Raw genomic sequence first — 19,348 nt, forward strand, 5'->3', positions numbered from 1 at the left:
AGCACCCATTGGTCGAATGACGCTTCGAACCCTGCGGTTACGCGCCAGACTCGCTACGCATGGCGGTAATGCAGACGTCCAAATCTCACGTCCTATTCCGCAGCAGCAGTTGCCCTTCGAAGCTTCCCGACCTGTCTCGTGATCTGGCCGATATGTCGACTATCGGTGCCACAGCATCCGCCCCAGACATTGATGTGAGAGAAGCGCGCAGCAAGGTTGGCCATCTGGCCGCCGAGTTCCTCAGGGTCACCATCTTCGAGATGCCCGAGCTTGCAGAGATCGAGCGTTTCCATTGCAACGGCGTTTGGCATGAAGCCCCCTAATCGCTGCGTCCAATCACCTTCAGTCAGGCCCCGTTCGAACTCCGTTGGATGCGTGCAATTGACCATATAGTAAGCCGGCGCGGCGTCGGTCGCGGCGTCGACTGTTGCAATTGCCTCCTGCAAGGTCTGCCCACCTTTCAGTTTCCCGCCCTTTGCAACGAAGAATGATACAACAACTGGCATATCTGCGGCCTTCGCCGCACGAGCCAGGCCGATTGCTTCATCTGTGGCAGACAATGTCAGTGCGGTTATCAGATCGGCTCCGGCCTTCTTGAAGGTCAGAATTTGTTCGGAGTGGTAATCCTCGGCCTCCGCTGCATCCGGGGTACGGCCCACGTTGTAAGCATCGCCTCTTGGCCCGATTACGCCCCCGACGATCATGGGCGTTTTAAGACTGTCGTACTCTCGCACGAAGTCCTTGTAGAACTCGATCCCACGAATGTTGATTTCCTCCAGGCCTTCGCGGGAGTAGCCGATTAGTTCGCCCCAATCACGGCTAGCCCGATAGTGAAGGCCCTCGTTTATGACACCGAACCCTTCCGTAACTGCTGCCTCGACAAGCCTACGGTGATAGTTGGTCAGACAGGCCACACCACGCTCGTCATCTAGCAATTCGAAAAGACAGAAGTGCCGAAGGCGGAAGCCGTCGACATACTGCAACCACGTCTCGATCCCACCTCCACAGGTCATGTTGCGACCATTCAGTTGAGGAAGATTGCCTTTTCCAACCATGTTGGTCCTCACGCTTGGCGTTCAAACGTAGCACAGAAGGGCATTGCTGTCGTGTTCATGGAACCGACGCGCTTGGGAGTGGCAACAGCTGTGGCTCGGTTTCTTGATTCCGCACGCGGGCAAGAAACTCAAGACGGTTAAAGTGATCGAACCGCAACCAGTCAATCAAACGGCAAGTCACAAATATGCCGAGGGCCACTCGATGAGGCCGGGAGCTTCTATTTCCATGGGCCGGACATTGCCATGAACCTCAGGGCGCACTCAGATCGCCGAAGGCGTCGACGATAGGACCTGGGAGTTCCATTTGCCTGCCGGCGACTATTCGGAATGGTTTCGCCATCAGATCCGCGACAAGGATCTTGCTCGCGAAACTGCCGATGCGGAAAAGGACAAAAAGCTTTCAGCCGAGGAGAGCCGCAAGCGTGTAATCGGACGCCGTCCGCCGTCGCTACACGGCGCCCGCGACGACTCGGGAAGAGTACTGGGCGATAGAGGTTCGCCATCGGCTAGACCGACTTCCAGAGCACCCCGAGCGCGACCAGGAGGTCGGCGAAGCCAAAGCCAAGCCTGCTAAACTTCCCTCGTCAGCATCCTCTCATTTCCGTCGCGGTTCATCACCGTCGTATCACGGTCACCGATAACCAGCCGGTGAAAGCCGGCGCGTTCTCCTGCGCATCCACTACATCGACAATCAAGTGAAGCCGGACAGAGACGGAAACGGAATGTCTCGAAAGTCTTGAGGGTGCAGCCCGGAAAGACACGGACAAGTGCTTGTAGCACTGTCCAGTGTCCGGTCCCTTGGGTTCTCTGCAACGGGATCAATAATCGTTGTTGTCGTCCGGGATGATGACGTGCCGGTGGTGACGGCGTTCGATGGAACCGGTGGTGACCACGACGTGATCGCGGCGATGGTGCCGACGCCAATTGCGATTGCCGTTGTCATAGAAAGCTTCCGTGCCATGTCGGCGATGATGAAGGCGCTGGCCGTCCTGGTTGATAATCACAGCGTGATCGCGGCGATGGTGCCGACGCCAATTGCGATTGCCGTTGTCATAGAAAGCCTCCGTGCCATGTCGGCGATGATGAAGGCGCTGGCCGTCCTGGTTGATAATCACAGCATCATTGTTGTGACTGCGATGATGTCGGTGGGTGGTGATGACGAACGAGTCCGCCGACGCGACCGCAGGCGCGGCCAAGCAAAGCGCCAGCGCGCCCAGAATGAGGGTGGTTTTCATTTTCAGTGCTCCAAGAATTTAAAATGCCCTTCATCGAATAAACATCCGTGCCGGGCTTTTGTTCCTGCCACCATCGGTTCCGCCTTCGCGAGCTGGCTGAGAATGGAGCGGAACAACCTTGCGGCCACCATGCACGCCGTTCGTGCCTGTTAGATGCTGGCAGCTAAGGCTTGACTGATAGGCCGATGCGCTCATCGAAATCGCGAGCGGTCTCGATGCAGCCGGCCTCAGGCTTGCGGCAAAGCCCCGCGCGCGTTTGCCTTGGACAGCTTTGCCACCGCGCGCTCGACCCGCAGGGCCGCGGCGTCGGTGTCTTCGAAACTCTGCATCAATTCATGCCGCAGTAACGCGAGCCTGGCTTGCCGATAGATCGGGCCGCTTCTGGCGATTTCGGGGTTCAGCGGAAATGTCGGGAACATCATGTTTCAATTCCTCCGGACGGGATCGATCTTTGCGAGCCGCTGCCTAGCCTCGACCACGCGCCGTTTCTCCGCCCGCACCCTGCCGCACAACGCCAGGTTCAATGCGACGCCATATTCATTGGCCAGGAGCTCATTTGCGCGCCTCAGAGAAATCTCAGCTCGTTTCACGCGCAGCCTCGCGTCAGCCGCTTCTATAGAGAAAACTTCAAACATTGTTCCGCTCCCTTTGAGGTGGCGGTCCCTTCGATCGGTAAACAGCCGCCGGGAGCAATTGGTTCCGACGATGCGACAATCAGGCCGCCGGGGCTGACGTGGACCCGCCAGCCGATAAAGCATCGACGTGTCCACGTCGCTGGGGCCGGCCGGCCTCTTCAACCGTCATTCCTGACTACGAGGGCATCCAGGCGAAGAGCACTCGCGACTGGAAGCCGACCTTTGGTCGAGGGACTTAGGGACTTCAGTCTTAGTTGAGCTATTGCTAATATGCCTTTAGCTTGGGCAATGCAGGGACGATCCCAAAAAGACTGACCCGCAATGGCCGGTGCGGCTCGCTTCACCCAAGCATCCCCTGCACCGGCCATCCCCCCGCGGCAGCATGAGGGCTGCCAGACTGGCGCTCGTAGCTCAATAAAAGGGGCAGAGCGGAGGCTCAAATGGCCGGCAACAAGCGCAGGCATGATGCTATTCACGACCATCAGGTCGAACACTTCGCCTCGGAGAACGGTTTGACTGGGGACCTGGCTTGGGCGTTGATCCTAACACACGGCAACAGCCGCAAGGCCGTGATTAAAGCCGCGCAGGGTTTGAAAGGTGATGTCAGGCAACACGGAGCCGACCAGCCCTTACTTCCCGGTAGAGCTCGCACCCCCTGACAACCGACATCGTCAGCGTTTGTGCAAGGTGTGGGGCGCGTCGAAGAGGTGTCCCCGCACCTCTTCCGAGTTTCCTTACTACCCCAACCACCGCGCCTTCGACGTCAGGAGCGGGTCTGCGCGGCGAGGTTCCATCGTCACGGCCGATACGATGGTTGCGATAGCAAACGCGACAGGAGCATGGGAAGCCCACGCCGCCTGCTCGGGGAATCCCCCTCGCAGGTAAACTGATCGAAAATCCGCCAACTGGCGGAATTGGCCCACTTCCTCACGGTGGTGGGCTAGTCGTTCGGGCTTCGCCAATTCAGAGCGTGGCTGGCGATAGTGCAGATGCCGAGCGTACACTTGCGCTTGAGAAAACCACGAAGGCGAAAAGCAGCACCGCTGCAGCCACGATCAGCGAGCCGACGGCAACGACCGGTTCGATTGCCGTATAGCCTCCGTGCAGCATCAGATACAAAGCAGGAAGCATGATCACAAGCCCGACGTTATATAAGCCGTAGTGGATCATCGCGATTTTCCGCCCGGCCTTTGCCGGGTTAAGGGCGTAGTAGCCGCCGAAAATTGCACTTGTAACCCATCCGAGGAGATTGATGTGCGCATGCGCCGGAAAGGCGCCGTGGTCGCCCGAAATCGCCATCTGCAAGCCGGCGCCAATCCCCAGGATGAGCCACACGACTGCCGTCTTAAAGAAGAGATCCGAAACCTTAGGCATGACACTTCCTCCCCGTAATGCCGATTTTCAACGGGGGATATTAGGGTTCCCTAAAAAAGCAATGCAATCAAAATCAAAGACCATCCACAGGCCCCAAGCCCGACCACGCCTAACAGTGGTGCGCCCTTAACTCGCGCTGCCCGGAACAGGGAGCGGGGGCCCCGTAGACACGCCAAACAAAACCACAGAACCACCGCTGAATAGGTACCCCCGCTGGCTCACGGTGGCGTGCTTTTTCTATTTGGCAGGCGCAAGAACGAGCAGTGTAATGTGTTTTCTCGCCGCCACCCGTTGAAGGCAATGTTGGGGGATATCGGGCCAGGTGGCCTTGGTGCATTCCTTGTGGGTGATAACTACAGCGGCTTGCACGACCGGTTGCACGTTTGCCGCTTGGGTAGGGGTAGAAAGCAACGTCTGCGCTATGAGAGCCGATATTACGGCGATTTGGGCCAGTACAGCAGCGAAGGGGGTGTTCTTGAGCATATTGCACGCAACCCCACGGCAATCGTTCCATGCTCACGGTGGCGTGGTTTTTCGTGGCGGAGAGAGCGCGCCTGTAAATCGACTAGTTCGCATCCTTTCGCAATCGCCACGGCAGACATGGCCGGATGTGCTTTTGGCTCGACCTAGTCGCGAATAGCTTGAACAAGGTCTGTTTCATTGGCACCCTATCGCCCATGGGAACAGAAAGGGCAGGTCCTCAATGCCAGATGGACAGTTCGACATCGACGCTTGGCTTTCTCGTATCGGATACGATGGCTCGCGTGACCCGACGCTCAAAACGCTCAGGGCGGTAGTAACTGCACACGCGACTGCTATTGCTTACGAAAGTATCGACGTTCTTCTGAATATTACGCCCTCTCTCGATCCCGCATTGCTGCAGGCCAAAATAATTTCTGGTGGACGAGGCGGTTACTGCTTTGAACAGAATATGCTGTTTCGCGCCGGCTTGCTTTCGCTTGGATACAAGGTAACGAGCCTACAAGCTCGAGTAGTGCGCGGATTGAAGATCGATGCACCTCGACCCATGCTCCACATGGTTTTGCGGGTGGAACTGCCGGAGGGGTCCTTCCTCGCAGACGTGGGATTTGGAAATCTTGCGCCGACAACCGCGCTGAAGCTTTTTACGCAGGACGAACAGGAGACCCCTCACGAGGTCATGCGGTTTCTAGATATGGGGGATGAGTCAGTGCTGCAGTCCAAGCTGGCGAGTGGATGGGAGCATATCTACAGGGTCGTTTTCCTTCCTCGGGTCGATGCCGAGTACGAGATTTGCAACTGGTTCACCGCCAGTCATCCACAGAGCCCATACCTCAGCAACCTGATTGCGGCGCGTCCCGGACCAAACAGAACGCGACTAACCCTGTTTAATTCGCGCTTCAATCGGCGATACCCATCAGGCGAGGTAGAACGCCGTACGATAACCGGCATCGAGGGGTTTCGCGATGTGCTCGCGAACGAGTTTGGTCTCCACCTTTCCCAAACTAAATTGCAAACGGCCGTCGATCATATGGAACAACGAGGGACGCGCGGCGCGCCTCATCCGTTCTTCGCTTAGCGTGGCGGGGCCATTGCGTCATTGGAAAACAGCAGGGGCGAACCAAAGCCCCCGGCAAGTCCCCGATCTCTAAAGGGAGGGGCCCGCCGCCGCCGTGAGCGAAGCGGTGGGTTTTCGCTGGGAACCAGATCTTGCCGACCAGCTGCCGTATGGGTTGCGGGCCCGCTGGCCAAGCTTGGCGGCCCGCGTTCTATCACAGAGCGCAGACCATCCTTTCCGCAGACCATCTCCTTTCTTTGAGCGCGGCCGACATCCGGGCTGCGTCCTTGAATCCTAAAGCAGCCTATTCGGCCACTAGTTCGCGTTGCGCGGCGCCTCTCAAGCCGGCCCGTTCTGGTCGAAGCTCTTCATTGGTGGACCATCGATCGCATTTGGCAACGGCTTCCCGATCTGGATCGGCCGCCGAGGCTGATCTACCCGATAATCACATGACCCATTGAGGGCACATTGGCGCATAGTTCGCTGCCGGGCGCCCCTCCCCCTTCGGAAAATCGTCAAGCACGCCCTTGTGCGGGTCGAGGCTTTAGTACGCGATCCCTCTTCCGCGTGACCGGCAGGTCAGTTGCACCGCCCGGACCTTCCTGAATTGTCGGGCTCGTCGGCTTTGAGATCACCGCCCGAAAGAGAAGGGCGAAACGATAGACTCTAGGTTGGACAGGCCGGTTTAGGGCGCGCCTAAGTGCGTCCGCTGTGCGTTGGCCAAGTTCAAGCATGACGTTGTCGTATGTGTCGGAAATCCGGCAATTGGGGCAAGTTAAGAGGTCGGATCCTTGCGGATCACGGAGGCCGCTGAGGGGCACTTTGCACCGATTGCAGCCGATCTTAGGAGCAATTTCGATCATGTGGTAGCGATGTCCCGCCGTTTTGATCAACCAAGCAATTCCAGTGCCAAGCGCAATTGATCCGTTGCGGGACAGAGTTGCTCAAAACGAACTTCCAAACACGCTCACGACGTAGGTCATCGCCCTTATTCCTTCCACCTTTGGTACTTCCGTCATATGGTTGTGTTCCGCCCATATTAGCGGTGGCGTATATATTGGCCGACCCGGCGCCGCTCTCAACCCGCCCGCCGGTCAGGCCCAGCGGCTTAGCTGCCGGTCACTCCTGGCAACCAGGCCGCTGGGCTCTTCAAACGCGCTGGCAAAGGCGATCTATGGCTTTCGGAAGTGAAATTGCCACTGGCCTATATTAAGGAGCAAATTATGGACGGGACCTTTGGAGGCCGGTCCAAGGGGCCTTGTCGCATCGCGAGCGGCCATGTGCGACTTCCCCGGTATTGCACGCATTGGCGATGGGTCGTGGAGATTGGGGCGCGAAATAGAGCTTCCCATTCGCTTAGATTCAATCCGGGCAATCTTCGTAACGTGGAGCCAATTCGCTTTCGATGGTGTTCACAATTATTCCCGGCGTGAGGCCTTCGACGCCCTTGCAACGCCGCTGGCCAAACTCGATGAGGCCCTTCCCGGTTTCTACGAGCGCAATGTTATAAGCAGCGACTATGCTGTTGCTGCTTGGCAGGACGCGACCGAAGCTGCTCGAAGGGGAGTTTCGAATGTTTCGCCTCGCAGGATCTCCATCATGCGCAGACTTCTGGCACTTCATCCCTGTGTTGGCGACGACAAGTGCAGTCGCAGGTGATCTATTGTTCGACGCCGTCGCTGCCGGCAACATAGCTGGCCGAGAGCAAATACGTTGGTGAGATAGGCCTGGACGACGGCGAGCTGAGGACTAAATGTCGACAATTGTTTTCTATGGCCTCGTGGCGTTTGCCGTCATTTTCGGCGGCGGCTTATTGGGGATGCTCTTGGGGAGATTGATGCCGGTAGCTTATCGCGACAAGGAAACGCAAGCTATCGTACAGACAGCTGCCGGCATGGTTTCAATCAGCACCGCTTTGGTGCTTGGCTTGCTGGTCGCGTCGGCGAAAGGGAAATTCGATGTCAGCAATCGCCAGATGGAAGAGCTGGCTGCCAGCCTTATGTTGATGGACCGCAATCTGATGAATTGCGGGCCGGAAGCAAAAGACATTATCATGCTGTTGAGATCCTACACTGTAGCCAACATCGCGACCGCTTGGCCTGACGAGCCCGAGGCCCAATCAGCAACTGGGGGCCAACCCGCCTGGCAGATTATCGAGAGTATCCAGCAGCGGCTTCGAGAACTGACACCAAAGACAGATGCGCAACGAGCAAGTGCCGCCAGTGCGTCGCAAACAGCCTTGGACCTAGCCAAGGCAGGTTGGCTTGAGACGGCGCAGCAAGCCAATCACGCCCCTCAACCATTCATTTTACTCTTGATTGCGTGGCTCTTCGTCTTATTCTTGAGCTTCGGTCTGTATGCACCCCACAATGGCTTGGTGGTCGCTGCGCTATTTGTCTGTGCGCTCTCGATAGCTTGCGCCATCGCGATGGTTGTCGATCTGGATTATCCTTTCGAAGGAGTGATTGTCGTCTCTCCACAGTCGATGCAAAAGGCGCTGGCGACGATTCACGCTGCTAGCTGAGGCGACGGTTCAACTGGCAGCAGTCGTCCGATAGGCTGAAACCGAGTGTGCGTTCCTTGTACAACCTAGAATCGAACTTCGCTCTTGACGACGTCCCCTTTCAGGCGGGCGCGCCGGGATCTCCAACAGCGGACAAGAGGCGCATCGCGGCCCGACTGCGATTGGGCCGACCGCAGACGGTCGGCTTTTGGCAAGGTAGCTTGGAAAGCAGCCGTTCCGCATCGACCCATTCTAAGACATTCGATCTCATCCGGCTCGATGACCGCAACGGGTTCCTAAATGAGGTTAGGAATGTCCGCTGCTGGGCAAGTGCCCTGGCGGAAGGCTGAATGTAGCGTCTGACAGCAATTGTCTGCGAGAAATCCGGATAAATGGAAGACTACGAAGGTCGACCGAATTTCAAGGCGAGGCTGCGAGATGCTCAACGCTGGCGCCTTCCCGCCCTGCCAGTTTGATGATTTCGGCGAATCTGGCGTCGTCAATCTGTCCGGCCATGCACACTCCGTCCGTATGCCATCCGGGTCGTGACATTTCCTCAAATTCAGGATCTCGCAGCCGGTCGGCCAGCCTGCGATTGGAAACGAGATAGGCGTCTTCAAACTGTCTTACGACATACGCCGGCAATCCGAACGGCGGCCCTGGCAGGTGTCGTTGAAGAGCCAAGAGCGCTTCTGACATCGGTGGCAGACCTCGCTCGTTGAGCATTCGCGCAACCTCGGTCATTTCGGCGTTAAGGCTCCGGTTCGTATGAATTTCCTGCACCTGATCGATCGTGTCCATGCCAATACCCAGCCGCACCTTGAACGCGCCTAGCAGCGAACGCGGGCTATAGTTGATCATCCGCATGGCGGCATCGGGAAATGCGCCGGCCCAGCTCTCGTAGAGACAATTCCAGTCAAGATGGGGAAGATATTCGGCGCCGTCTACAATATCGCTGCGCCCGAGCGACTTGATGTCCTGCGCATAGCCGCTAGCTGACAGGATGTCCTGGCGCCTCAGGACACAGACGATCATGACGACGTCCACATTCTCCTGCCTGAAATATTCCGCCACATGCAGCGGATCGCAGATATGAAAGTATTCTGACGATATGATCGACACTAGATCGGGGTCGGAAGAGAACAGTGTCCCCTTCTCGTCAGGAAGGTTCGCGAGACCCCTGATATCGTCCAAGGCGCGCCGAGACACGTCCTGGACCAGGCTCGCGGCGACTTGATGGGAGGCCATGTCAGGAGCGACGTAGAAGCCGGCCGGTCGCAGGACAGCACTGTTGTATCGGAGCCAGTTCTGCAGGAACGTGGTCCCGGTCTTGGCGAGGCCGATATGAAGGATTGCCCTGGGCATGAGTGCAGGCTCTATGACGGACTTGTCTCGCTCTTCCTACGCCTAGTCGGCCCGGTTGAGCAACGGTCGGCGCTGCCTGTCTGTTCTCGTTCCGCTTTGACCGATAAGCGATTTCCGCAGCGCTCGGATGCCCCGCACGCGCCGCGACGCAAATTCGTGTCGGAGTTCCTCCACGCCAGGCATGCGGCACAAACGCGACCTAAAAGGCAGGCTGCAGATTGTTTAATTGTCTCCAGATTGTAAGTTGGCGGCAGACGGCTTGTGGGTTGGCGGCAGACGGCTCAGAGAGAATCGATGTCAGATATCGATATTGCCGGCACATTGGCAGAGCATGAACCACTCGCGCGGTCGATCGCCGAAGCGAAAAAGGTCGCCTATGAGATCAGCAAGGATGACATGCTGCTCGATTTCTTCGTCCGGGCAGTGTTTCCGACTGATCACCGCCGAGCAATCGAGGCTTATTTCACAGGGGGAGAAGATTGTGCCAAGCGCTTCGCCAACCTTTGCCGCGAGCACCTTTCATCTGGCCCATCCAGCGTCCTTGAGTTCGCGTCGGGTTATGGCCGCGTCGCGCGCTACGCGATGCATTTTCTGCCGGATGCAGCATGGGTTTCCAGCGACGTTCACCCTAATGCCGTCGAATTCCTATCAAACAAGATCGGCGTTAGGGCACACCTCTCGTCCACAAAACCGGAGGACTGGAGCATCGATGACGAGTTTGATGTTGTCTTCGCCCTATCGTTTTTTTCGCACATGCCAGACGCTACCTTCGCGCCTTGGCTTTCTCGCGTTTTCACAGCGGTGAAGCCGGGGGGCATCTTTGTTTTCACAACTCACGGAGCCGTCACTCTCCGAAATATGAGAGCTGGGGGTTTGCCGGCGCAATTTGATGACACCGGATTTTATTGGAACTCGAACAGTGACCAGCGCGATTTGGACGCTCGTGACTATGGGACAAGCGCCGTTTCCCTTGGTTATGTTCAAAAAGCAGTGTCCGACATCGAAGGGGCCGAACTGATCCGCTTTCAGCAGGCGTTTTGGTGGGGGCACCAAGACCTTTATGTCGTCCGCAAGCTCGATCATTAAGCTGCCGTACTAACGATATGTCTCATGAGGAAAACGACTATACGAAGTTAGAAGTAATACTATGTCGTAAATAGTTTTTGCGAGCAGTTATTGCCGTGGCGACTGGATATGATACAGTATTTATGTTGACCGATGTGAAGCCAGCTCGAATTGGAAATGTCCAAGCGTCGGCCCCAAACTCGGTGTGCACCACAAAGTCATATCCCTCTTGGTTCGAATCCCCGTGGTAACTTGGCGGAAGCCCGTCTCTGTAGCGCGTCAAACGACCGACAATTGTAGGGACAGTATAACACAAGCACCCATCATCTGAGAGAACGCGTCCGCATTCCCTCAAAGCTTCAATCGGAAATGGCACGTGTTCGAGCGTATCAGAATGAATGACGAGATCAAACTGATCATCCTCATAGGGCATGGACTGCATATCTACCGAGGGGTAGTCGGCACGGGTATACAGTGGGAGAACAGAAAGTGTCGCAGACAGTGACGAGCCATTGATATCGAGGATACGGAGACGGAGCGCTTCACTTGTATTGACAAACTCCACCAACGTCTTGGGGGTAGCGACAACTTCGCGAATGGCGTTGGCTAGTGCAATCCCCCTTAGATTTGAGCCGCAATGCGTGCATTGCGTGCCTTGCTGCCGGTCGATATAGGCAACCTCGGCGGACGATAAATTCCACTCAGCGATCAGCCGAGGCCAAAGAACTTTGCTGTCCCGAAACTCATCATTCCCGCAAACAGTGCACACCAACAAAGGGATCCTCCATAAGACACGTACTCAGGGCAATTTGCACAGAGGGCGAGACGAATAATAGTAGCAATTCGCCACTGGACCAGGCTATTGCCATCATGCACAGCGTGGTTTTCCGAATCCTCTCCAATTGTCTCTAGGTGTGGTTCACGCTGCGGGGATAGGTTTAGGTGGTGACGTTGCCTGCGTTGTCCGCGCTGTCGAATCCAATGGTGTTACGGCGCGAAATCGTCATGCACCGCGCCAGCAAATCAACCATTTTCTCGCTGCGGTGGACCTCATTCTCTAGTGGGCGCTATCGCGCGGCAACTCGCCAGCCGCGTAACAACTTGCCGAACTCAATTCACAGATAGCCCGTTGTCACTGGGGAGCGCGGCGCTGGTTCGGGAAGGAATCCAGGCCAAGTCCTGCGTATTGACTTCAATCCATCCATTTGCGATCCGGAAGGACAAATGGGCGAAACCGATCGGCGCGCAATGGTATTTTCCGACCAGGCATTTCTCTTCCTTTACCTGCCGATCACACTCCTGCTAGGTTCGCTCCTGAGTCGAACGAGATTATTCTCACCATTTATCTTTCTATCCAGCCTGATCTTCTTCTACTGGTCTTCTGGCTTTTATGTTCTGCTGCTGCTCTTCAGCATTGTGCTAAATTTCGCGGGCGCGATCGCGGTGGAACGCTGGCATCACAAACTAGTGGTCACCGCCGTCGTCAGTCTGAACGTGTTGGTCCTCTGTTATTACAAGTATACAGCCTTCCTTCTTGGCTCCGTCGGATTCTTCGGGTCCGAGAGTTTGCAACACTTCGCGCAAACCATCATTCTCCCGATAGGGATCTCGTTTTTCACGTTCCAGGGCATCTCCTACGTGATCGACGTATGGCGTGGCGAGGTGAAGGCTGAGCGCAACTTGGTGGTGTTTGGCGCCTACAAAGCTTTCTTCCCGCAGCTGATTGCCGGCCCGATCGTACGGTATCGTGACGTCGAGAAGGACTTCCACCATCCTGATCTCAGTGTGGATATCTTTGCCGCCGGGGCCGGTCGGTTCATGGTCGGCCTTTGCAAGAAGGTCCTTATCGCGGACAGCGTCGCGGGCGTCGCAGACGCGTCCTTTGCCCTTGCCGGCGCGGAGCAAACCTTTGCCTCTGCCTGGCTCGGGGCAATCGCCTACTCGATCCAGATCTATTTCGACTTTTCTGGCTATTCGGACATGGCGATCGGTCTCGCTATGATGTTCGGTATCCGGTTCAAGGAGAACTTCAACCACCCCTACGCCGCGTCTACGATCACCGAGTTTTGGCGTCGCTGGCACATCTCGCTGTCGGGCTGGTTTCGTGACTACCTCTATATCCCGCTGGGGGGAAACAGGGCAGGCCCGGTGCGAACTTACGCAAACCTGATGATCGTGTTCCTTGCGACCGGGATATGGCATGGGGCGGCATGGACGTTCGTCCTGTGGGGCGCATACCACGGAATTTTTCTCATAGCGGAACGCCTGGTCCTTGGAGGAAGGGCGTTTTCGTCTCAGGTCGTTCGGATGATCTATTTCTTTCCCGTCGTGATTTTCGGATGGGTCCTGTTCCGCGCAAACGACCTTTCGGTCTTCGCCAGCCATGCACGCGCCATGCTGTTGCCGCTGGCACACGGGGCGTTCGGGTTGCCCGGGTCGATGGACCTGGCGCTTTCGCCCCAGGGCAAAGTCGCTATGCTGTTGGCCTGCCTCCTCATAGTCATCCAGGGGCAGGTTAGCCCCTTGGGTGTGGTCGTAGCCGGGGCAGCGGGCAGTCCAGCGCGCTTTGCCCGACTTGTCTTCGTCAGCGTCGCAGCAGTCATCTGCGCGATCTACATCGTACCTCAGGCCTTCTCGCCGTTCCTCTATTTCAGGTTCTGAGTATGAAATTGGCGAATCTCGCAACCATCGGAGCCTTCGCGGCCTTTCTGGCTGCGCCCGTCGGAAGCCTCGTCACGATGGGACTCGACCCGGCCGCCGAAAGAACGATCACCTTGACCGAACTCACGTCGGCTAAACTGCTGACGCCAAATGACGAGAAGTACCGGAACGACGTAGCCAGAAGGCTTGTCAGCAATTCTCCAGTCGGAATGGACGCCATCCGCGCCAAGAATGCCCTGGATGTTAAGGTGTTCGGCTTCGTCAATACTTCCCAAGTCATCTCCGGCGTGGATGGATGGCTGTTTTACAAGCCCGGGTTCCAGAACGGCGCATGTATGTCAGAGCACGATATTGGCGTCATGCTGGCGCATGTTGAAGCGTTGCGGATGATAGCGAAGGGGATCGGCATAGACTTTCGTATGTCGGTCTCGCCAGACAAGGAAGTTGTGTATCCCGAGAAACTAGGGCCTGCCGCTGCGTCCGCTGCCGGCTGTAAGATCCTTTCATCGCGCTTGTGGCGCCGCATCGCAAAGACCAGCAAATCGAGCATAATAGACCATTTCGATGTGATGGGTCACGACGTAGCCGATGACCTGCTCTACTTCAGAACGGATACCCACTGGAACGAGCTTGGGAAACTCAAAGCCGTCAGGCAACTCGTCTTCGAGTTGACCGGCAGAAAAGTGGACAGCCCGATCCTCGCAAGCGGCCAGGTCATGCACGCCACCGACATGCCGAACAGGTTGCTGAGAATCGAGCACAAAGAAGCTGAATCAATTTATGACGACTACGCATCTCGAACATTTCCGGACGATAGCGATCAAAGGATTCCAGATACATTTATACTTCACGACTCATTTTATGGCGTAAGCTATGATTTGTTAAAGCGCGTCTTCTTGAGTCCTCTTTTTGTATCCTACGGGAGCGAGAATATCGAACTGGAAGTCCGCAATGCATTGGCGAAGTCCCCGAAGCATGTCCTGGTGAACTTAGTCGAGCGGAACATGCTGTCCCGAATTCTCCACGGCGAGTTGTCCTGGACAGGGGTGTTCGGCAAGGCGCTTATGGACGCCAACGCAAAGGCCGCTCGCGGGTGCAGAATGTCGGACGTTGCCGAAGATGGGCCGAAATTCGAGAACCTGAGCAAACAGCCGTCGGGCGATTTCACCGCGGGAGTTGATCCTCAGATCCTCGTACGATTGGCAGAGCATGGCAGGCCTTGCGTGCGGATCTCGTTCGCAACTGCCGCAAGACAGAACACCTATGTCTATTTGCCGATCAAAGACCAGGTCAATCGGAACGGGCCATACTTCGAGGGATTCTCGTTGATGCTCACGGACGCGCCGGGGGCGCGCGACTTCTGGCTCGTTTTGCCTGAGGACTTTGCCGGCATGACGTTGAGGGTTGATCCGATCTACTCCACCGGAACGCTATCCCACCTCAGAATACAAACCGGGGCACTCCCCTCATTCTCAGAGCAGGCTCATCAACCAGTAGCGATGGGGCGATGACGCAGTCCGCCCGTTGAACACCCTCGATGAAGGCATTTTCGGCTGCCAGCTCAATTCCTGTTACCAACTCGTGCCGGGCGCGCGCAAACCAGCAGTATCGAATCCGGCCTTTCGCGCAACAAACGGCATCAAGCGCTCGATCGCATGGAGGACTGTGCCGTCATAAGGAACGGGCTCCGATGGGTAATCATTCCAATCGAGACCCAGATCGCGTAGCGGATGCAAAACGCTTGGACGGCACCAGAACATGGTTCCCAGCGGGAAATCGAAAAAGTCCGCCAGCGGCATGGCGATGCCCATCCGTCTTGCCAAGTCTTCAGCGATTTCCCTGTTGTCGTTCCAGCCGACGAGGTGTGGATCCTCTGCCATCAGAAGACCTATCGCCGGTTTCGATGCGAAGGCTTCGGCAGCCAGATCGAGCATCGCGTGTTCACCACCAACCAAGTTCTCCCAAAGGAAGTGGCGCCATGCCTCACCCATAGCCGCGTCCGTGCCAACGCTCCTCTTGGCGTGCACGTGGCCGATCAGATCGTAGCGACCATCAAGCAAACGCGGCAAGAATTCAGTAAGAAGCGGTCCGACATCGCGCCCCCTGTTGGGAACGACCGCCACTTCAACGGAACCGTCGTGGTCGCCAAACGCAGCTCGAAGATGTCTGGCTTTGGCGTCGGTGTCCGTGGACAGGAACAGGTCGCAGCGCGTGCGGTTACGCTTGAGCCGGAAGGCCAGATCATCAGCCAAATCTTCATAGTAAAAATGGGCATGAAGGGCCACACGCTGCTCCGACGACCGGTAAGTGCTATTGACAGGATTGAAAACGTCCCGGGACCAAGGACCGGCGGGGCGCCCGGCGCGGAGCCAATGGGCCAAGGGATGGGCTTTCCCTGGGCCGCACTCGTCTGGATTGGCTTGTGCATAGCTTTGCGGATTGAAGCCTGCACAAGGACGACGGAACTGTGGATTGGCTGTCGAATCGCCCGAGAGGCCCATGATGCTCCATTGCTGGAGCGTGCGCCGCCCTGCCTCCAACTCGGCAACGGGCGCCATACCTGGAGGAAGAACCATTTCGAGATCGACAACAGCATCCAGCATCAGGGTGGCAAGATCCTCGTCATGAAGTTCTGCCGCAGCTGTTTTGCCCCACTCTTCGATTTGTTGAACATAGGCACTCATGTTGTAAGCCGCATGTCCGACCCGCGCCACTTCGGCTCCCAAGGCCCTTGCCTTGTCGCGGTCGTCTGCCAGTCCGCATAAGATGACGGCTGCAGCATGAGTATCGAGGTGAGGTGCAATGAGAGGGCGTGTCGCAACGTCGGCCCCTAAGATGTCCGCCGTTCCACAAGCTCCCTGGAAGCACACGGTCGGTATCCCACGCACAACCGTATCGATAGCCACGTTTGGCTGCGGATCAAGGCGGGAACTGAGAAAGAAGGCGTCTGCAATGGCATATGCAGGCTCCAAATCCGATACCGGATCAAGCATCACCAGGCTATCTCCCAGACCTGACTGGGCTATCTGGTAGGCGAGATACGCGGAGTAGCCACTGTCATGCTCTGGATCGTACCCATCACCGATCCAGACAAATCGAAAGCGAACATTCGGCCGCAGTCGTTTCGCTGTGGCAGCAGCGCTTATAAAAAGATCAACGCCTTTGCGAATGTGCACCATGCCGGCGCCAAGCACGAGAAAGGAGGCCTCCTCACCCTCGGGCCGCAAACGAAGTAGGAACTCGTCTCTTTTTTTGTCTGCCGGCTCATCGGCTGAGGACGCTGGCGGCGGATCGCTGCGCCCCTGAGCCAGGATATGAATTCCGGGGCGCCTTTCGAGGCCAGGAAAGGCGTCGTACGAAGACTGCGCAACGATCTCGGCTGGAAATACGACATGCTGCGCCCAGTCATAAACGTTGCGCATCTTGCCTACAGGGCGCGTATAGGCGGCAAACTCATGCACCAAGGCAACGCTCGGCACTCCATAAGACGCCAAGGCAGGCACCATGATCTGCGTCTCTATGCTGTTGGCGATGGCATAAAGTGGCCTGAATTCCTCTGTGATCCGCTTGGCTAGCCGGGTCGCATCCACCCAGTTCCAGTCCTCCCATGTCAACGGACCAACGGACGAGGCAGTAACGGTGATGAAGTCGGTTTCCAGTTCTCCACCGCGCATCATCAGGGAAACCACCGTTGCCGTTTCCGCTAGTTCCCTGGCAAGGTTCCAGCCCAACATGGGCGCGCCCGTTCTCGAAACCTCATGCGAAATCAGAAGCACAACCGGCTTTTCGGACTGCGGCAAGGGCGAAAACTCTAACCTATCAACGACAGAAACTCCTCGCCGACCTTCGCGCCTGCCATCGTGCTGGTAATGCAGTAAAGGCGAAATCCCGGCGCTCGCGACGTCTGGATAACGTTCCCGATAATAAGCCGCATCAAAAAGGGGCGATGCGCGCCAACCCATCGGCTCACCGACCACTGCATAGTGCAACGCTGGGTCCATACCGGCGGGCAAACGGTCAGCGTAAAATTCAGCATCGAAGCACGGCGACCGTCGGAAGGCTGCAGCAAGATCCTCGGCTTCGTGCTTGTTCGCGGGCAGCGGTTCCCCGAGAGCCGAAAGTTCTAGCCAGACATAAGCAGGCGGCTTGAACATCCCTGCCGTCTCGTAGAAGGGACGCAAGAAATCGCCGTTGAATCGCTCATTTGGCTCCAATCCAATCCGCCATCCAATTTCGGCATAGTGCCCCACTGGATCCCACAGTTCCGGCCGGTTAAGGGAGGAACGATAATAGTCGACGTCTACGAACCCCGTCATTTCCAGCATAGCGACGAATTCATGGCGAATTTCATCAGCCATTACGCTCTCGCGACTATTCATTGTGTGCGTCCCGGTCCAAGAACACGATTACGGACAAAGGCGCGGATCGGGCGAGGAAAGAGCCGCGACGCGCTGAGTATCCCAAAGCGTTTCAGAATGGCCTCGAGGCGGTGGCGCAGGCCCAAGTAGCGTTGCTCCCATTCTGCAGCCTTGCGCTCCAAATCTGCAACCCGGCCTGCGCATTCAGCATTTCGCTGTCGTAGTTCATTGGCCTCGGCAGCTTTGCTCTCCAATTCCGCAACGCGGCCTTCCCATTCAACATTTCGCTGTCGCAGTTCCTTGGCCTCGGCATCGTGGCCAAGACGCGATTCAGTGAGGAGGTTGGCGTGGCCCCGGAAGGACGTTCTCAAGACGTCTCGCTGCACGGCTGCCACGGCCAGTTCGGAGCGTACTTGCGTCAACTCGGACCGCAGTCCGTCAATGACGGTACGGCTTCCCGATTGAGCCAAGGCCAAAGCGGCTTCCGCATTTTTTGCCCGTTCGACTTGTGCTTTGATGGTTTCACTAGCCGTTTCAATTTCCCGGCGGAAACCGGATGCCAACAATTCCGTCTGCTCCATGTGACTGCGAAGCACTGCGTCAGCGGCATGGCTTCCAGACTGAGCTAAGGCCAAAGCGGCTTCCGCTTTTTCGGCCCGTTCGACTTGTGCTTTGATGGTTTCACTAGCCGTTTCAATTTCGCGGCGGAGACCGGAAGCTAGCAAATCCGTCTGCTCCATGTGACTGCGAAGCTCCGCTTGAGCGGCAGCGCCACTCTCGGCCCGCCCTAGGATTTCACCGATCTCACTTGTTTCGATGAACAACGAATTGGGAATACCTGGAAGTTCCGATTCGGACGCAATCGCAATATTGTAAGGCGGTCGCGGCAAGCCATGGCTGACCTCGTAGTGCGTCTCTCCTCGTCGCTCGAACGTCAGCGTTCTCGATATTCCAGCCTCGTCATCTGCGATAAGCGTTGATCCGAGGAGCGGTCGTTGAAGCAGTATCAAGACATTCCGGAACGCGGCTTTCAGCAGCGCCTCGAACTCCACACGCGAGAGTTCGTGCACATGATGGGGATTGGCAGGGCTTCCGAGTGGAGAATAGACATCTCGTTCAGGCGACGAAAGGATGAGAAAACCGGTTGGCCGCAAAACGCGCTGAACCTCTGCGATAAACAGATCATGTTCAAAAAAATGCTCAAGCGTCTCGAACGATACGACCACGTCGACACTCGCATCTTCCAAAGGCAACTTGCGAGCATCTCCTTGCTGATAGCGAAGGTTGGGAGCGATATAGCCCCCCTGGGCGTGCGCTAACGCCTCCTCGGACAACTCGATACCAACAACCGATCGCGCGACTTGGGCCAAAAGAGCGGAGCCGTAGCCCTCGCCTGATGCGACATCGACAACATCCAGGTCGCGGCAAAGAGCCCGGGCAAGAAAATAGCGATGAAGGTGCTCGATCTCCACCTGACCCGCCGTAGCGGTTGTCAACCGTTCGCCGGTCCACTCTAGTGCTTGCCGCGGCAGGACCCGTTCGAATATTTCTCCCATTTGA

Annotated in this window: 14 protein-coding genes and 1 pseudogene; 8 read left to right on the plus strand and 7 right to left on the minus strand. The window is 56.9% G+C overall.

The window, feature by feature from the left end; genetic code table 11:
* Positions 1-92: 92 nt before the first annotated feature.
* Positions 93-1,055: a homocysteine S-methyltransferase family protein gene (locus tag AC1D10_RS11175; protein ID WP_477271536.1), complete on the minus strand. Its 963-nt coding sequence runs from the start codon at positions 1,053-1,055 to the stop codon at positions 93-95.
* Between the two features lie 178 nt (positions 1,056-1,233).
* Between AC1D10_RS11175 and AC1D10_RS11180 the strand changes: the two are divergent.
* Both AC1D10_RS11180 and AC1D10_RS11185 read left to right on the plus strand, forming a co-directional pair.
* Positions 1,234-1,696, plus strand: a pseudogene (locus AC1D10_RS11180) (hypothetical protein); the annotation flags it as partial.
* Between the two features lie 210 nt (positions 1,697-1,906).
* A complete protein-coding gene (locus tag AC1D10_RS11185) occupies positions 1,907-2,443 on the plus strand; it encodes a hypothetical protein (RefSeq protein ID WP_477271538.1) in 537 nt (178 codons plus the stop codon).
* A 74-nt stretch (positions 2,444-2,517) separates the two neighbouring features.
* On the opposite strand, the gene AC1D10_RS11190 is transcribed toward AC1D10_RS11185, so the two are convergent.
* Complete coding sequence (locus tag AC1D10_RS11190; protein WP_477271540.1) at positions 2,518-2,712, minus strand: hypothetical protein; 195 nt, start codon at positions 2,710-2,712, stop codon at positions 2,518-2,520.
* Positions 2,713-3,365: 653 nt separating this feature from the next.
* On the opposite strand from AC1D10_RS11190, the gene AC1D10_RS11195 reads away from it, so the two are divergent.
* Positions 3,366-3,584: a hypothetical protein gene (locus AC1D10_RS11195; protein WP_477271542.1), complete on the plus strand. Its 219-nt coding sequence runs from the start codon at positions 3,366-3,368 to the stop codon at positions 3,582-3,584.
* A 304-nt stretch (positions 3,585-3,888) separates the two neighbouring features.
* Here AC1D10_RS11195 and AC1D10_RS11200 read toward each other — a convergent pair whose 3' ends face one another.
* On the minus strand, positions 3,889-4,299 hold the full coding sequence (locus AC1D10_RS11200; protein WP_477271544.1) for a hypothetical protein: 411 nt from the start codon (positions 4,297-4,299) through the stop codon (positions 3,889-3,891).
* A gap of 703 nt (positions 4,300-5,002) precedes the next feature.
* Here AC1D10_RS11200 and AC1D10_RS11205 point away from each other — a divergent pair.
* Together AC1D10_RS11205 and AC1D10_RS11210 are read left to right on the plus strand one after the other, a co-directional pair.
* Positions 5,003-5,857, plus strand: coding sequence for an arylamine N-acetyltransferase family protein (locus AC1D10_RS11205; RefSeq protein ID WP_477271546.1), 855 nt, complete (start codon positions 5,003-5,005; stop codon positions 5,855-5,857).
* Positions 5,858-7,589: 1,732 nt separating this feature from the next.
* Positions 7,590-8,360, plus strand: coding sequence for a bestrophin-like domain (locus AC1D10_RS11210; RefSeq protein WP_477271548.1), 771 nt, complete (start codon positions 7,590-7,592; stop codon positions 8,358-8,360).
* Between the two features lie 399 nt (positions 8,361-8,759).
* On the opposite strand, the gene AC1D10_RS11215 is transcribed toward AC1D10_RS11210, so the two are convergent.
* Positions 8,760-9,704 (minus strand): hypothetical protein, encoded by a 945-nt coding sequence (locus AC1D10_RS11215; protein ID WP_477271550.1) that lies wholly within the window; start codon positions 9,702-9,704, stop codon positions 8,760-8,762.
* Between the two features lie 294 nt (positions 9,705-9,998).
* Here AC1D10_RS11215 and AC1D10_RS11220 point away from each other — a divergent pair, with 294 nt between their 5' ends.
* Positions 9,999-10,790, plus strand: a complete 792-nt coding sequence (locus AC1D10_RS11220) for a class I SAM-dependent methyltransferase (RefSeq protein WP_477271552.1) — start codon at positions 9,999-10,001, stop codon at positions 10,788-10,790.
* Between the two features lie 37 nt (positions 10,791-10,827).
* On the opposite strand, the gene AC1D10_RS11225 is transcribed toward AC1D10_RS11220, so the two are convergent.
* A complete protein-coding gene (locus tag AC1D10_RS11225; RefSeq protein WP_477272086.1) occupies positions 10,828-11,538 on the minus strand; it encodes a class I SAM-dependent methyltransferase in 711 nt (236 codons plus the stop codon).
* 455 nt (positions 11,539-11,993) lie between these two features.
* Between AC1D10_RS11225 and AC1D10_RS11230 the strand changes: the two genes are divergently transcribed.
* Both AC1D10_RS11230 and AC1D10_RS11235 read left to right on the plus strand, forming a co-directional pair.
* On the plus strand, positions 11,994-13,430 hold the full coding sequence (locus AC1D10_RS11230) for an MBOAT family O-acyltransferase (RefSeq protein ID WP_477271554.1): 1,437 nt from the start codon (positions 11,994-11,996) through the stop codon (positions 13,428-13,430).
* 8 nt (positions 13,431-13,438) lie between these two features.
* Entirely contained in the window at positions 13,439-14,941 is a 1,503-nt protein-coding gene (locus tag AC1D10_RS11235) for an alginate O-acetyltransferase AlgX-related protein (protein WP_477271556.1), read from the plus strand.
* Between the two features lie 60 nt (positions 14,942-15,001).
* Here the strand turns inward: AC1D10_RS11235 and AC1D10_RS11240 are convergent, their stop codons facing one another.
* The gene (locus AC1D10_RS11240; protein ID WP_477271558.1) at positions 15,002-17,788 is read right to left on the minus strand and encodes a rhamnan synthesis F family protein; all 2,787 of its coding nucleotides are present in this window, start codon (positions 17,786-17,788) and stop codon (positions 15,002-15,004) included.
* 17 nt (positions 17,789-17,805) lie between these two features.
* Positions 17,806-19,344: a class I SAM-dependent methyltransferase gene (locus tag AC1D10_RS11245; RefSeq protein ID WP_477271560.1), complete on the minus strand. Its 1,539-nt coding sequence runs from the start codon at positions 19,342-19,344 to the stop codon at positions 17,806-17,808.
* Between the last annotated feature and the right edge of the window lie 4 nt (positions 19,345-19,348).

This window comes from Mesorhizobium sp. P2_A8 (genome assembly GCF_056404935.1).